The 14218-nt window shown below is 73.2% G+C and carries 13 protein-coding genes and 3 pseudogenes; 3 read left to right on the top strand and 13 right to left on the bottom strand.

What is annotated here, in order from left to right; translation table 11 throughout:
• Nucleotides 1-138 precede the first annotated feature (138 nt).
• The 9 genes and pseudogenes from era to C569_RS0118855 all read right to left on the bottom strand — a co-directional run bounded on the left by era (nt 139) and on the right by C569_RS0118855 (nt 7291).
• A complete protein-coding gene (gene era, locus C569_RS0118885) occupies nt 139-1035 on the bottom strand; it encodes a GTPase Era (RefSeq protein ID WP_018787337.1) in 897 nt (298 codons plus the stop codon).
• On the bottom strand, nt 1032-1418 hold the full coding sequence (locus C569_RS0118880) for a hypothetical protein (protein ID WP_018787336.1): 387 nt from the start codon (nt 1416-1418) through the stop codon (nt 1032-1034). The genes era and C569_RS0118880 overlap by 4 nt, the downstream gene beginning before the upstream one ends.
• Complete coding sequence (locus C569_RS0118875; RefSeq protein WP_026268347.1) at nt 1411-2820, bottom strand: hemolysin family protein; 1410 nt, start codon at nt 2818-2820, stop codon at nt 1411-1413. Before C569_RS0118875 ends, C569_RS0118880 begins: the two co-directional genes overlap by 8 nt.
• A complete protein-coding gene (ybeY, locus tag C569_RS0118870) occupies nt 2796-3269 on the bottom strand; it encodes an rRNA maturation RNase YbeY (RefSeq protein WP_018787334.1) in 474 nt (157 codons plus the stop codon). Before ybeY ends, C569_RS0118875 begins: the two co-directional genes overlap by 25 nt.
• A 39-nt stretch (nt 3270-3308) precedes the next feature.
• Nucleotides 3309-3671 (bottom strand): annotated as a pseudogene (locus C569_RS34400) (PhoH family protein); the annotation flags it as partial.
• 264 nt (nt 3672-3935) lie between these two features.
• A pseudogene (locus C569_RS34395) lies at nt 3936-4418 on the bottom strand (LAGLIDADG family homing endonuclease); the annotation flags it as partial.
• A gap of 273 nt (nt 4419-4691) precedes the next feature.
• Nucleotides 4692-5438 (bottom strand): annotated as a pseudogene (locus C569_RS34390) (PhoH family protein); the annotation flags it as partial.
• A 135-nt stretch (nt 5439-5573) separates the two neighbouring features.
• Nucleotides 5574-6950 carry a serine hydrolase gene (locus C569_RS0118860; protein ID WP_018787332.1) on the bottom strand — a complete coding sequence of 459 codons (1377 nt, stop codon included), beginning with the start codon at nt 6948-6950 and terminating at the stop codon, nt 5574-5576.
• Nucleotides 6947-7291 (bottom strand): histidine triad nucleotide-binding protein, encoded by a 345-nt coding sequence (locus C569_RS0118855; protein WP_013475524.1) that lies wholly within the window; start codon nt 7289-7291, stop codon nt 6947-6949. Before C569_RS0118855 ends, C569_RS0118860 begins: the two co-directional genes overlap by 4 nt.
• 93 nt (nt 7292-7384) lie before the next feature.
• Here C569_RS0118855 and C569_RS0118850 point away from each other — a divergent pair, with 93 nt between their 5' ends.
• Nucleotides 7385-8146 carry an SDR family NAD(P)-dependent oxidoreductase gene (locus C569_RS0118850; RefSeq protein WP_026268346.1) on the top strand — a complete coding sequence of 254 codons (762 nt, stop codon included), beginning with the start codon at nt 7385-7387 and terminating at the stop codon, nt 8144-8146.
• Nucleotides 8147-8264: 118 nt separating this feature from the next.
• Here C569_RS0118850 and C569_RS0118845 read toward each other — a convergent pair whose 3' ends face one another.
• The 3 genes from C569_RS0118845 to hrcA form a co-directional block, all read right to left on the bottom strand.
• On the bottom strand, nt 8265-8999 hold the full coding sequence (locus C569_RS0118845; RefSeq protein WP_018787330.1) for a 16S rRNA (uracil(1498)-N(3))-methyltransferase: 735 nt from the start codon (nt 8997-8999) through the stop codon (nt 8265-8267).
• Nucleotide 9000: 1 nt separating this feature from the next.
• Nucleotides 9001-10146 (bottom strand): molecular chaperone DnaJ, encoded by a 1146-nt coding sequence (gene dnaJ, locus C569_RS0118840; RefSeq protein WP_018787329.1) that lies wholly within the window; start codon nt 10144-10146, stop codon nt 9001-9003.
• Between the two features lie 73 nt (nt 10147-10219).
• Entirely contained in the window at nt 10220-11242 is a 1023-nt protein-coding gene (gene hrcA, locus C569_RS0118835) for a heat-inducible transcriptional repressor HrcA (protein ID WP_018787328.1), read from the bottom strand.
• A 231-nt stretch (nt 11243-11473) separates the two neighbouring features.
• Between hrcA and C569_RS32455 the strand changes: the two genes are divergently transcribed.
• Nucleotides 11474-12109: a DUF4870 domain-containing protein gene (locus C569_RS32455; protein ID WP_081635977.1), complete on the top strand. Its 636-nt coding sequence runs from the start codon at nt 11474-11476 to the stop codon at nt 12107-12109.
• 39 nt (nt 12110-12148) lie between these two features.
• On the opposite strand, the gene hemW is transcribed toward C569_RS32455, so the two are convergent.
• The gene (gene hemW, locus C569_RS0118825) at nt 12149-13372 is read right to left on the bottom strand and encodes a radical SAM family heme chaperone HemW (RefSeq protein ID WP_018787326.1); all 1224 of its coding nucleotides are present in this window, start codon (nt 13370-13372) and stop codon (nt 12149-12151) included.
• Between the two features lie 19 nt (nt 13373-13391).
• Here hemW and C569_RS0118820 point away from each other — a divergent pair, with 19 nt between their 5' ends.
• Entirely contained in the window at nt 13392-14177 is a 786-nt protein-coding gene (locus tag C569_RS0118820; protein WP_026268344.1) for an enoyl-CoA hydratase-related protein, read from the top strand.
• The last annotated feature ends 41 nt before the right edge of the window (nt 14178-14218 follow it).

Here is a 14218-nt window from a genome sequence, read left to right as displayed (position 1 = left end):
GTCCGGGGACAGAGACAACGATCCCTACCCTGCTCCCGGTCGCTGTGAAACAGCCGAGAATGCCTGTGGAAAGTGAGATGTTCCATAGGCCTGGCTGATCCTGATCAGCCGTCGCCGGGAGGCCGCCCGGCCGCCCGGTCAGAAGCCCAGCTTGCGCAACTGCTTCGGGTCGCGCTGCCAGTCCTTCGCCACGCGTACGTGCAGGTCGAGGTAGACCCGGGTGCCGAGCAGCTCCTCGATCTGCCGCCGGGCGGTGGTGCCCACGTGCTTGAGGCGACTGCCCCGATGGCCGATGACGATGGCCTTCTGGCTCGGGCGCTCCACGTACACGTCGGCGTAGATCTTGGTGAGGTTGCCCTCCGGGATCATCTCCTCGACCACCACGGCGATGGAGTGCGGCAGCTCGTCGCGTACGCCCTCCAGCGCCGCCTCACGGACCAGCTCCGCCACGAGCACCTGCTCCGGGTCGTCGGTGAGCATGTCGTCCGGGTAGAGCTGCGGCGACTCGGGCAGGTAGCCGGTCATCACGTCCACGAGCGTGTCCACCTGGTGGCCGGAGACCGCGCTGACCGGCACCACGTCGGCGAACTCGCCCAGCTCGCTCACCGCGAGCAGCTGCTCGGCCAGCCGCTTCCGGTCGACCAGGTCGGTCTTGGTGACCACCGCCAGCACCGTGGCCTTGAGGCTGGCCAGCTCGCCGGTGATGAAGCGGTCCCCCCGGCCGATCGGCTCGTTCGCCGGGACGCACAGGCCGATCACGTCGACCTCGCTCCAGGTCTCCCGGACCAGGTCGTTGAGGCGCTCGCCGAGCAGCGTGCGGGGCCGGTGCAGACCCGGGGTGTCGACGAGCACGAGCTGTGAGTCCGGCCGGTGCAGCACCGCCCGGATGATGTGCCGGGTGGTCTGCGGCTTGTTCGAGGTGATCGCGATCTTGGTGCCGACGATCGCGTTCGTCAGCGTCGACTTACCGGCGTTCGGCCGCCCGACGAAACAGGCGAAACCGGCCCGATACGGGCGCGGCTCGGGCGTGGTCACTCGACCACCGTGCCGAGGACGGTGCCGTCCGGCGCGGCCACGTGGACCGGCGCGTCGGCGGACAGGTCACGCACCGCGGCGTGCCCGGCCCCGTCCAGCGTCGACGCCTCGGTCACCACCACGGCGGCCTCCAGCCGGCTCGCGCCCGCCGCCACCGCCGAGGCGACAGCGAGCTGGAGCGCGGTCAACGTCAGCGACGGCATCGCCACGCTCGCCGCCGCGTACGTCCGGCCGTCCTGGTCGCGGACCGCGGCGCCCTCCACGGCCGCCACCCGGCTCCGCGCGCCCCGGGCCAGGACGACCAGCTTGGCGTCCTCGGCGCTCAGCTCGGCCGGGTCAGCGGGGGTGGGCAGGGCGGCCGGTACGGCGGGTGACTCAGGCATCGGCGGGTTGCCTCTCCTCGGAACGGTTGTTGTCGCCACGGGAATCGGGCGGATCGCTTCGGTTGGTGCCCTCCGGCGCGTCGCCCCGGCCGACCCGGCTCACCAGAACCGTGTCGATCCGGTTACGCCGGCCGGTCGTGCCCTCGGCCACCAGCCGCAGGCCGGCCACCTCGGCCTCGGCGCCCGGGATGGGCACCCGGCCGAGCGCCTGGGCGAGCAGACCACCGACCGTCTCCACCTCGTCGGTGGGCAGCTCGGTGTCGAACAGCTCGCCCAGATTCTCCACCGGCAGCCGCGCGGTCACCCGCACGGCCCCGTCCGACAGGTGCTCGACCGGCGGACGCTCGACATCGTACTCGTCGGTGATCTCCCCGACGATCTCCTCCAGGATGTCCTCGATGGTGACCAGCCCGCCGGTGCCGCCGTACTCGTCGACCACGATGACCAGGTGGTTACGGGCCGCCTGCATCTCCGAGAGGAGGTCGTCCACCGGCTTGGACTCCGGCACGAACGTGGCCGGGCGCATCAGCTCGGCCACCGGCATCTGCCGGGCGGCCTGGTCGCCCTGCACCCGCCGGATCAGATCCTTGAGGTAGAGCACACCGAGCACGTCGTCGACGTTCTCGCCGATCACCGGGATCCGGGAGAACCCGGAGCGCAGGAACAACGCCAGCGCCTGCGCGAGCGTCTTGCGTTCCTCGATCCACACCATCTCGGTACGCGGCACCATCACCTCGCGGGCGATGGTGTCGCCGAGCGCGAAGACCGAGTGGATCATCTGGCGCTCGCCGTGCTCCACCACACCGCGCTGCTCGGCCAGATCGACCAGCTCCCGCAGCTCCACCTGGGTCGCGAACGGCCCCTCGCGGAAGCCCTTGCCCGGAGTGACCGCGTTGCCGATCAGGATCAGCAGCGACGCCAGCGGGTTGAGCGCGCGGCCCAGCCAGCGCACCAGCGGCGCGACCGCGCGGCCGACCGCGTACGCGTGCTGGCGGCCGATCGTCCGCGGACCGACGCCGACCACGACGAAGCTCACCACCGTCATCGCGCCGGCGGTCACCAGTGCCGCCCGCCAGCCCGCGCCGAACGTGTCCACAGCCACCAGTGCGACGAGCGTGGTGGCGGTCAGCTCGGCCAGCAGACGCAGCAGGAGCAGCAGGTTCAGATGGCGGACCACGTCACCGGCGACCGCCTGGAGGGCACGCCCGCCGCGCGCGCCGTCCCGGGTCAGCTCGGCGGCGCGAGCCGGGGAGACCGCGGCCAGCGCCGACTCGGTCATCGCGATCAGGCCGGCGAGCACCACCAGCCCGGCGGCGAAGACCAGGAGTTGGAGATCAGGCAGACCGGCGGGGGCACGGACCGCCGCCAAGGCGTCCATCACCGCGACCGGGTCGACCGCCAGCTGGCCAGCAGCCGGGCCTGGAGACCGAACATCTCCCGCTCCTCCTCGGGCTCAGCGTGGTCGTAGCCGAGCAGGTGCAGCACGCCGTGCACGGTGAGCAGGTGCAGCTCGTCGGCGGCCGCGTGCCCGGCGGCGGCGGCCTGCTTGGCCGCCACCTCCGGGCAGAGCACGATGTCGCCCAGCAGGGCCGGTTCACCGCCGGCCGGGGCACTCTCCCCCGGGCCGTGGTCGACGCTGCCCTCGTCCATGGGGAAGGCGAGCACGTCGGTCGGGCCGTCGCCACCCATCCAGCGGTGGTTCAGCTCCGACATGTACTCGATGTCGACGAGCAGCACGGACAGCTCGGCGAGGGGGTTGACCCCCATCTCGTCGAGGGCGTGCCGCGCGACGGCGAGCACGGCGTCGGTGTCGACGTCGACACCGGACTCGTTGGCGATCTCGATGGACAACTGTCTTCCTCTGATGATGTGACGGCTTCCGCGGGTGGGTCAGCGGCGCCGGCCGGCCCGGCCGCCCTGGGCGGTCCGCCCCGGTACGGCGTGCACGCTCTGCGCCTGCTGGTTCTCCCGCTCGGCGTCCCAGCGGGCGTACGCGTCGACGATCTCGCCCACCAGCTTGTGGCGCACCACGTCGGAGCTGGACAGCTGGGCGAAGTGCACGTCCTCGACGTTGTTCAGGATCTCCCGGACCACCCGCAGGCCACTCGTCGTCCCACCGGGAAGGTCCACCTGGGTGACGTCACCGGTGACGACGATCTTGGACCCGAAGCCGAGCCGGGTGAGGAACATCTTCATCTGCTCGGGCGTGGTGTTCTGCGCCTCGTCCAGGATGATGAACGCATCGTTGAGCGTGTTGTGAGTCACCAGGAAGTCGTCGGTGACGTAGAGCGAGTCCTCCGCCGCGACCTGGATGCACATCGTCTCCCGCACCCCGGCCGGGATGATCGAGTCGATGAACCGCATCGGCCGGCCACCGCCGTGCTCGTCGTAGAGCCGGCGCTTACGCGACAGGCGGAACGGCGCGACACCGGCGGGTAGCCGGATCTCCACGATGTAGGCGTCGGACCGGTACGGAACCGGCCGCCCCTTCGCCAGACCGGGCTTGCGTCCCTCGGCCGGACGAACCCGCGCCGTGGCCACCCCTCCGAGCGACTCGACCAGGTGGACCACGTCGTCGCACAACCGGGGGGAAGTGGTCGAATACTGCACACGGCACGTGCGCCCGGCCTGGGTGACCGGCCCGCCGTCGGTGTCCAGCAGCCCTTGCAGGACCGCCAGCCGGACGCCGACGCTGTTGTTCTTGTAGACCTCGGGGACGAACTTCGTGCCCGAGGTGGCCCCGGCCAGCCCCAGTTCGCGGACGGCCACAGTCACCGGGTTCGCCACGATCACGCCGCCGCGGTGCCCGTTGACGTGCCGGAGGACGTAGTCGTCGTCACCCTTGCGGACCAGTCGGATGCCGACGAGCGCCTCCTCCAGCGCGGTCGCCAGCTCCGGGTCGGCGGTGCAGAAGGCCGGCGTGGCGCGGGACGAGATCGCGCCGTCGCCGAGCAGCAGCCCGAGCGCGTACGGGTCGAGCGGAACCGCGCGCGGCTCCATCTGCACCGGCGCGACGAGCGGGAGTTCGTAGCGACGGGTGTGGCCCCGCCACTCCTTGCCGATCATCTCCTGCGTCTCGATCGTGCGCCGGCGCCCACGCCGCTTGTCGTCCGGCGTGGCGACGGTCCACAGGTGCTCACCACAGCAGAGCGTGGACGCGCCGTCCTGCGTGGTGACCCGGTAGGTCTGCTTCGGCCCCTGCGGGTAGATGCCGATCACCGGTGTGGGCGTCCCGTTCGAGCCGATGACCAGGTCGCCGACCTGGAGCGAGCCGAACGACCGGAAGCCCTCCGGCGTCAACACCCGGGCGTCGTACGGCTGGGCCCGCCCGCGCATGTAGGCCAGCGGCGCGACCTCGATCGTGCCGGCGGCCATCAGCTTGGGGATGGTCTCCGGGTCGAGCATGTCGTGCAGCGCGTCGTAGAGCGGGCGCAGGTAGGGGTCGATCTTCTCGTTCAGGGTGCCGGGCAGGAAGCCCAGCCGCTCCCCCGCCTCGACCGCCGGCCGGGTCAGGATGATCCGGTTGACCTGCTTGGCCTGCAGCGCCTGCACGGCCTTCGCCATGGCCAGGTACGTCTTGCCGGTACCCGCCGGGCCGATGCCGAAGACGATGGTGTGGGCGTCGATCGCGTCGACGTACTTCTTCTGCCCCAGCGTCTTGGGACGGATGGTGCGGCCGCGACGGGAGAGGATGTTGAGCGTCAGGACCTCGGCGGGCCGCTCGGCGCCGCCCTGTTCGAGCATGCCGACGGTACGCCGTACCGCGTCTGTGGTCAGGGTCTCGCCTTTCTCGATCAGTTCGAGCAGCTCACTGAAGAGGCGCTCGGCGAGGGCGTTGTCGGCGGGAGCGCCGGTGATGGTGATCTCGTTGCCACGGACGTGGACGTCGCTGTCGATCGAGCGCTCGACGAGGCGCAGGATCTCGTCGCCCGCGCCGAGCAGGTTCACCATGATCTTCTGGTCGGGAACCGTGATCCTGGTCTGCACACGCGGCGTGCCGGGAGGTGGGGTGCCGGTCATAGGTCGGGCCCTCGGGCCCTGCGCCACCTGCTCTCCGCTTCTCGGGCGCCGGGCCCTGCCGGCACGGCGTTCGGTTACCTCCATCGTATCGGGTCGGCACCGTACGCACCGCGCCCATTTCCGGTGCCCCGGCGCTCAACCACCGACGCGGAAGTCGTACCCGTCGAAGGTCTCCTGGGCGCGGGTGAAGCGGTAGGTCGCCCAGTGCATCCGGACCACCACGCCGCGCTCGTCGCGGGTCAGCCGCAGCAGCTCACCCACCTCGCGGCCGGAGACCGTGCGGAACACGTCCGGCCGGTCCGGCAGTGGCGCGAAGACGGCGGGCGGCTTCCCGGCCGGGTCGTCCACGCCGCGTGCCCGCAGCGTCCCGTCGTGCCAGGAGAAGACGTACTCGAAGCCCTCGCCCCACCATCGGCCCGGCACGCCGCGCAGGTGGTCCGGAGCGGGCGGGCCGGGACGCCACGGCTCGATCTCCGCCGGGTCGTGCTCGGCGGCGGCGGCGAGCAGCCGGTGGGGCAGGTCCAGCACCTCCACCCCGGTGCCGGACGAGCCGAGCACCGCGCAGCCCATCGCCCCGGCGGTGCCCTGTCCGCCGCGCCGTCCGTAGACGGCGGCGAGGAATCCGGGCATCGCGCCGTCGTGGCCCACGTGGGTCACCCGGTCCGGCTGCGGGATCAGGATCAGCCCCAGCCCGAAGCCGGCCGACCAGACCGACTCGTCGGTGGGCGTGAGCGGCCAGCGCATCTCCTCGACCGTCGCCGCGGCGAGCACCGCGCCGTCCGGGTCCACCGCCGCCGGGTCGGCCAGGAACGCGGCCCAGCGGGCCATGTCCGTCGCGGTGCTCCAGAGCTGCGCGGCGGGGGCCACCGCGCCGAAGTCGGCGGGTGGTTCCGGGTGGGCCTCGTCGGAGTACGCGTCGACCAGGAACCCGGTCGCCGCGCGCCCGGTCGGGTACGGCCCGGTGGCGGTCAGCCCGAGCGGGGTGAGGACCCGGTCGGCCAGCACCTCGGCCCAGGTGCCGCCGCGCAGCCGGGCGACCGCCTCGCCGAGCAGTGCCAGGCCGAGGTTGGAGTAGTGGAAGCGCCGGCCGGTGGGCAGCACCCGCTCGACCCGGGCCAGGTCGGCCAGCATCTCGCCGACGGCCGGGGCGCGCAGGCTGTCCCATACGTCGCCGTGCGGCTCGCGTTGCAGGCCGGCGGTGTACGACAGCAGCCGGCGTACTGTCGCGTCGCCGTGCGCGGGCAGGTCGAGGTGCCGCCCGATCGGGTCGTCCAGGTCGAGCAGGCCGTCGTCGCGGCACTGCATGACGAGCGCCGCGGTGAACGTCTTGGTGACCGAACCGATCCGGAACACCGTCTCCGGCCCCAGCGGGGTGTCGTTGCCGGTATCCCCCACGGTGCAGGTCCAGAGCGGCCGATCGGCCCGGTGCAGGGCGGCGGACACCGCCGGGATCCGCCCGGTGGCCTGTGCCTGGCGCACCATCCGGCCGAGCCGGTCGGAGACGTCGGTCATCGGCAGAGCATCGGGCCGAGCGGCGCGCCGCCGAGCAGGTGGGCGTGCACGTGGAAGACCTCCTGGCCGCCGTACGGGCCGGTGTTGAACATCAGCCGGAACCCGTCCACGGTCAGGCCCTCCTCCTCCGCGACCACGGCGGCGGTCTGGAGCACCTCGCCGGCCAGTTCGGGCGCGCCCTGGGCCAGCGTGGCCACGTCCGCGTAGTGCTCCTTCGGGATCACCAGCACGTGGGTCGGCGCCTTCGGGTCGATGTCCCGAAAGGCCAGGGTGGTGGCGGTCTCGCGGACGATGGTGGCCGGAATCTCCCCGGCGACGATCCGGCAGAAGAGGCAGTCCATCGCAGCAGTGTAAGGAAGGGCCCCCGCTTAACGCCTCGGGTAGGTGAAGGGGCCCTTCTTAACACCGGGCCCCGATGCGGCAGGATGGCCGCCATGTCGGGACGGGCGGTGCTGGTGACGGGGGCCTCGCGGGGCATCGGGCGGGCGGTGGCGCGGGCGTTCGCCGCCGGTGGGGACCGGGTGGCGATCCACCACCGGGACTCGGCCGGGCTGGCGGAGCGGCTGCGCGCCGAACTGCCCGGCGAGGGGCACGCGGTGGTACGCGCCGACCTGGCCGACGCCGACGCGGTGCGCGCGATGGTGGACGAGGCGGCCCAGCGGCTCGGCGGGCTCGACGTCCTGGTGAACAACGCCGGTGTGTTCGGACCGGCCGATCCCCCGCACCCGGTCTTCGAGAGCAGTTACGAGCAGTGGCGGGCGCGGTGGCGGGAGGTCCTGGACACCAACCTGGTCGGCGCCGCGAACGCCGCCTGGTGCGCCGCGCAGCACATGCGCGAACGCGGGGGCCGGATCGTGAACGTGTCGTCCCGTGGGGCGTTCCGGGGCGAGCCGGCCAACCCGGCGTACGGGGCCAGCAAGGCCGGGATGAACGCGATGGCCCAGTCGCTGGCGGTGGCCCTGGCGCCGTACGGCATCGCTGTGGCGTGCGTGGCGCCCGGCTTCGTCGAGACCGACATGACGAACGAGCACCTGAAGAGCGAGCGGGGCGAGGCGGTACGTGCCCAGTCCCCGTTCCACCGGGTGGCCCGGCCGGAGGAGATCGCCGCGGCGGTGCACTGGCTGGCGAGCCCCGAGGCCGAGTGGGCGGCGGGAACGATCATCGACCTCAACGGCGCTTCCTACCTCCGCTCCTGACCCCCGCTCCCCCGCCCTTGACTCCCGGCGATCTTGCACTCTCGGCCCCGGCCAAGCATCACGAAAGCGGCACAACATGGGCCGAAACTGCAAGATCAGCGCGGAAGGGGCCGGCGGGCTACCAGTGGGTCAGGCGGGTGGCCAGGACTGTCAGGGCGGTCACTCCTGCCGTCGACGTGCGCAGGACCGACGGGCCCAGGCGGACCGTCCGGGCTCCGGCGTCGGCGAAGGTGGCCAGCTCGTGGTCGGCGATGCCGCCCTCCGGGCCGACCACCAGCACGATCTCCCCGGCGGCCGGCAGGTCGACTGTGGTCAGCCGGTCCTGTGCGCCCTCGTGCAGCACGAACGCGCCGGCCGACCCGGCGATCCGGCGGGCCACCGAGGCGGTGGACTCGTCCGGCGCGCCGGCCACCACGGGCAGCCACGGGCGGCGGGCCTGCTTGGCCGCCTCCCGGGCGGTGGCCACCCACTTCTGCCGGGCGCGTTCGCCCCGCTCGCCACGCCACTGCGCCACCGAGCGGGACGCCGCCCAGGGCACGATCTCGTCCACGCCGACCTCGGTCATCGCCTGCACGGCGAGTTCGCCCCGGTCGCCCTTGGCGATGCCCTGCACCACGACCAGCCGGGGCACCGGCGCGTCCGCGTACCCCCGGCTGGTGACCCGCAGGTCGAGCGTGCCGCGGCCGGCGGCGGTGACCACGGCGGCGGCCGTGCCGCCCCGGCCGTCGGCGAGCACCAGTTCCTCGCCGACGCGCAGCCGCTGCACGGTGGCCGCGTGGTGGCCCTCCGGGCCGTCGAGCGTCAGCGTGTCACCGGTGGGCAGCGCCTCGACCAGGAACAGCGGCGCGGACACCTCAGGCGTGCCCGTTGAAGGCGTCGCGCATCCGGGAGAAGAAGCCGCCCTGCTTGGTCAGCTCGGCGACCTCCTCGCCGCGCGTCTTGGCGAAGTCGCGCAGCATCCGCTCCTGGTCGGCGTCGAGCTTGGTCGGGGTACGCACGTCCAGGTGCACGTAGAGGTCGCCCCGTCCGGTGCCGCGCAGGTGCGGTACGCCCCGGGCGCGCAGCCGCAGCGTGCTGCCGGGCTGGGTGCCGGGCTTGACGTCGACCACCTCCTCGCTGTCGAGCGCCTTGATGGTCAGCCGGGTGCCGAGCGCGGCGGCGGTCATCGGCACCGTCACCCGGCAGTGCAGGTCGTCGCCCTTGCGGGAGTAGACGTCGTGCGGCCGCTCGTGGATCTCGACGTAGAGGTCACCGGCGGTGCCGCCACCCGGGCCGACCTCACCCTGCTGGGCCAGGCGGATCCGCATGCCGTCCTCGACTCCGGCCGGGATCTTGACGGTCAGCGAACGGCGGGTGCGCACCCGGCCGTCACCGGCGCAGGTCGGGCAGGGGTGCGGGATGGTGGTGCCGAAGCCCTGGCAGACGGTGCACGGCCGGGCGGAGACCACCTGACCGAGGAACGTCCGCTGCACCGACTGCACCTCGCCCCGGCCGCCGCACGCCTCGCAGGTGGCCAGGTGGGTGCCGGCGGCGGTGCCGGCGCCGGAGCAGGTGGTGCAGAGCACTGCGGTGTCGACGGTGATCGGCGCCTCGACGCCGAACGCGGTCTCGTTGAGGTCCAGTTCCAGGCGCAGGATCGCGTCCGCGCCGGGGCGGGTGCGCGGGCGCGGCCCACGGCTGCCGCCGGCGGCGCCGCCGAAGAACGCGTCCATGATGTCCTGGAAGCCGACGAACGGACCGGCGCCGCCCGGGCCCCCGGGACCGCCCATGCCACCGCCGCCCGGGGCGAGCGGGTCGCCGCCGAGGTCGACGATCTGCCGCTTCCGGTCGTCCGAGAGGACCTCGTAAGCGGCGTTGATGTCCTTGAACTTCTCCTGGGCCTCCGGGTCCGGATTGACGTCCGGGTGGAACTGCCGCGCCAGCTTGCGGTAGGCGCGCTTGATCTCGTCGTCGGAGGCGTCCCGGCTCACGCCGAGAATGCCGTAGTAGTCCCTGGCCACTGGGTTAGGTGTCCTCATGTTCGTCTCGCGTCGCTCCGGTCGTCGGCCGGAACCGGCCGTCGGCCCTGACTGGTCAGTTCTGGGCCAGCAGTTCGCCCACGTAGCGTGCCACGGCCCTCACCATGGCGATATTGCCGGGGTAGTCCATCCGGGTCGGCCCGAGCACGCCGAGACCGCCGACGATGGTGCTGCCCGGTCCGTAGCCGGTGCTGACCACCGAGGCGGCCCGCAGGTTGTCGACTTCGTTCTCGTCGCCGATGAGCACCCGGGTGGTGCTCGGCTCGGTCTCGCCGATCAGCTTGAGCAGCACGACCTCTTCTTCGAGCGCCTCCAGGACGGGGCGCAGCGAACCCTGGAAGTCGAGCAGGCCACCCCGGGTGAGGTTGGCCTGCCCGGCCAGCGCGAGGCGCTCCTCGTGCCGTTCCACGAGCGTCTCCAGCAGCACGGTGGAGAGCGTGGTCATGGCCGGGCGCAGGCGCGGCGCCGACTCGTCGACGAGCGCCTGCACCAGCGGCGGCGTCTCGGCGAGCTGACTGCCGACGAGCTTCTCGTTCACCAGCCGGCGCAGGTCGGTTACGTCGTCGGCGGGCACCGGGGCGGGCAGCTCGACCAGCCGCTGCTCGACCCGGCCGGTGTCGGCGATCATCACGACCATGAGCCGGGTGGTGGAGATCGGCACCAGCTCCAGGTGACGCACCTTGGAGCGGGCCAGGCTCGGGTACTGCACGACCGCCACCTGCCGGGTGAGCTGGGCGAGCAGCCGGACCGTACGGTGCACCACGTCGTCTAGGTCGACGGCGCCGACCAGGAAGCGCTCGATCGCCCGGCGCTCGGCCGGGCTGAGCGGCTTGATCCGGGACAGCCGGTCGACGAAGAGGCGGTAGCCGCGGTCGGTGGGCACCCGGCCGGCGCTGGTGTGCGGCTGCCGGATGTAGCCCTCCTCCTCCAGCACCGCCATGTCGTTGCGCACGGTGGCCGGCGAGACGCCGAGCTGGTGCCGCTCGACCAGCGTCTTGCTGCCGACCGGCTCCTGCGTGGCGACGTAGTCCTCGACGATCGCGCGCAGCACGGCGAGTTTGCGGTCGTCGAGACCCATTCCCCACCTCCTGACGCACCTCGGTCGGCCGGCACGCGGCATCCGCCGGGCGGCTGGCACTCGACTGTAGCGAGTGCCAGTCTACGTCGGCACCCCCGCCGACGCGATGATCGCCCGACGGACCTGCGGTGCGGCCCACCACACACCGCGCCCCACCAGGGCCGAACAGCCGGTCATCGTCGGCCTGTGTCGCTCTGGTGCGAGTTGACCGGTGCACCTACCGTGGCGACCATGACTGAACCTCCTCGCCCTCCCGGGTCGGGGGACTCCGGCCCCCAGCCCGACCCGTCGGCCCCCTACGGCTCGTCGCCGGGCGACGAACCACCCACCGCTCCACTGTCCGGGGCGCCGGGCCCCGGCGGCTATCCCCCGCCCGGTGACTATCCGCCCCCGGGCGGCTACCCGCCCCCGGGTGGTCAACCTCCGCCGGGCGGCTACCCGCCCCCGGGTGGTTACCCCCCGCCGGGCGGCACGCCGGGCTACGGCGCCGGTGGCGGGTACGGTCCCGCCGCGTACGCCAACAACGACGAGAAGACGTGGGCCCTGGTGGCGCACTTCGGCGGTGCCGCGGGTGTCATCGTCGGCGGCGGCCTGCTCGGCTGGGTCGCTCCGCTCATCGCGCTGATGACCCGCGGTCAGCAGTCGCCGACGGTCCGCGCGCACGCGGTCGCGGCGCTGAACTTCCAGATCACCTGGACCGTCGCCAGCGTGCTCGCCTGGGTGATCACGGTCATCAGCTGCGGGATCCTGTTCTTCGTCCCGATGCTGGTCTGGCTGGTGCCGCTGATCTTCGGGATCATCGGCGGGATCAAGGCCAACGAGGGTGTGCTGTACCGCTACCCGTTGACCTACAACTTCGTCAAGTGACACCGCCGGCCGGCCGAGGGGGCGGCCGGCCGGCCCCGGTCACGGCAGCAGGTCGCGTACCACCGCGTCGGCCAGCAGCCGGCCGCGCAGCGTCAGCACCACCAGCCCCCGCGCGTACGCCCCGGCGTCGAGCAGCCCGGCGTCGCGGGCCCGCTCGGCGCCCGCCCGGCCGGCGGCGTCCAGCACGTCCAGCGGCAGCCCGGAGGCGAGCCGCACCCGCAGCATCACGTCCTCCATGTGCTGCTCGTCCGGGGTGAGCTGCTCCCGGGCCAGCGCGGGCGAGGCGCCCTCGGCCAGCCGCGCCGCGTACGCGCTCGGGTGCTTCACGTTCCACCACCGCACGCCGCCGACGTGGCTGTGCGCCCCCGGGCCCAGGCCCCACCAGTCGGCGCCGGTCCAGTAGAGCAGGTTGTGCCGGCACGCCGCCGCCGCCGAACGGGCCCAGTTCGACACCTCGTACCAGGAGAACCCGGCCACGCCGAGCACGGCCTCCGCGGCCAGGTAGCGGTCCGCCGCCACGTCGTCGGAGGGGTACGGCAGCTCCCCCCGGCGCATCCGCGCGGCCAGCCGGGTGCCGTCCTCCACGATCAGGGCGTACGCGCTGACGTGGTCCACGCCCGCGTCGACCACCTGGGCCAGCGAGGCGGCGAAGTCCTCAGCCGTCTCGCCCGGCGTGCCGTAGATCAGGTCCAGGTTCACGTGCGCGAACCCGGCGTCACGCGCCTCCAGGGCGGCGGCGGTGGCCCGGCCCGCGCTGTGCCGCCGGTCGAGCACCGCGAGCACCCCCGGCGCGGCGGACTGCATGCCCAGCGAGATCCGGGTGTAGCCGGCCGCCCGCAGCGTCTTGAGCGACTCCGGGCTCACCGACTCGGGGTTGGCCTCGGTGGTCACCTCGGCGTCGGCGGCCAGCCCCCAGACGCGGTCGATGCCGTCGAGGATCCGGGCCAGATCGTCGGCGGGCAGCAGGGTGGGCGTGCCACCGCCGACGAAGACGGTGTCGACCCGGGGCGGCGGCGAGTCGCCCAGCACCCGGGCGGCCAGCGCCAGCTCCGCCAGCACCGAGTCGGCGTACGTCTCCCGGCTCACCCCGCCACCCAGTTCCGAAGCGGTGTACGTGTTGAAGTCGCAGTAACCGCACCGGCTGGCACAGAACGGCACGTGGACGTACACGCCGAAGCCGCGGGCACCGACGGCGCGAGTGGCGGTGGCGGGCAGCGATCCGTCGCGCGGGACGGGTTCGCCTTCTGGAAGGACGCCGGGCATGGCCACTAGTGTGCCCGGCATGACCTCTCCGGACGCTCTCGTGCGAGTCGCCACGGCCCGTGGGGTGACCACCCTCACCCTGGACAGCCCGCACAACCGCAACGCGCTCTCCACGCCCCTGATGACCGAGCTGCTGGCCGGGCTGGCCGACGCGGTCGCCGACGACGCCGTCCGCGCGATCGTGCTCGACCACACCGGCCCGGTCTTCTGCTCCGGCGCCGACCTGAAGGAGACCGCCGCCGCGTACGCCAGCGGCACCGTGCCCGCCGGGATGCTCGGCGACGTGCTGGTGGCGGTGCGGGAGTGCCCGAAGCCGGTGGTCGCGAAGATCGCCGGGCCGGCCCGGGCCGGCGGGCTGGGCCTGATCGCCGCCGCCGACCTGGCGGTCTGCGCGCAGGAGGCGACGTTCGCGTTCACCGAGGTGCGGATCGGGGTGATCCCGGCGGTGATCTCGGCGACCGTGCTGCCCCGGCTGGGCCAGCGGGCCGCCGCCGAGCTGTACCTGACCGGCGACACGTTCGACGGCCGCCGGGCCGCCGAGATCGGCCTGGTCACCGCCGCGGTGCCCGGCGACGAGCTGGACGCCGCCGTCGGGCGCTACTGCGCCTCGCTGGTCAAGGGCGCGCCGGGGGCGCTGGCCGGGGCGAAGGAGCTGCTGCGCCGGCCCGCCGGTACCGACCTGCGGGGCGAGATCGGCGAGTTGGCCGCGCTGTCCACCGGGTACTTCCTCTCCGACGAGGGGCGCGAGGGCGTGCTGGCGTTCCGGGAGAAGCGTCCCGCCGCCTGGGTGCCCGCCGGGGAATGAGGTGCGCGGCCGGCCCCGCCGGAGCCGCTCCGGCCGACGTG

It is taken from the genome of Micromonospora sp. CNB394, assembly GCF_000374985.1.
Lineage (GTDB): Bacteria > Actinomycetota > Actinomycetes > Mycobacteriales > Micromonosporaceae > Micromonospora > Micromonospora marina.
Note: the sequence above shows the minus strand (reverse complement) of the source record. Positions and strands in the feature narration are given on the sequence as shown.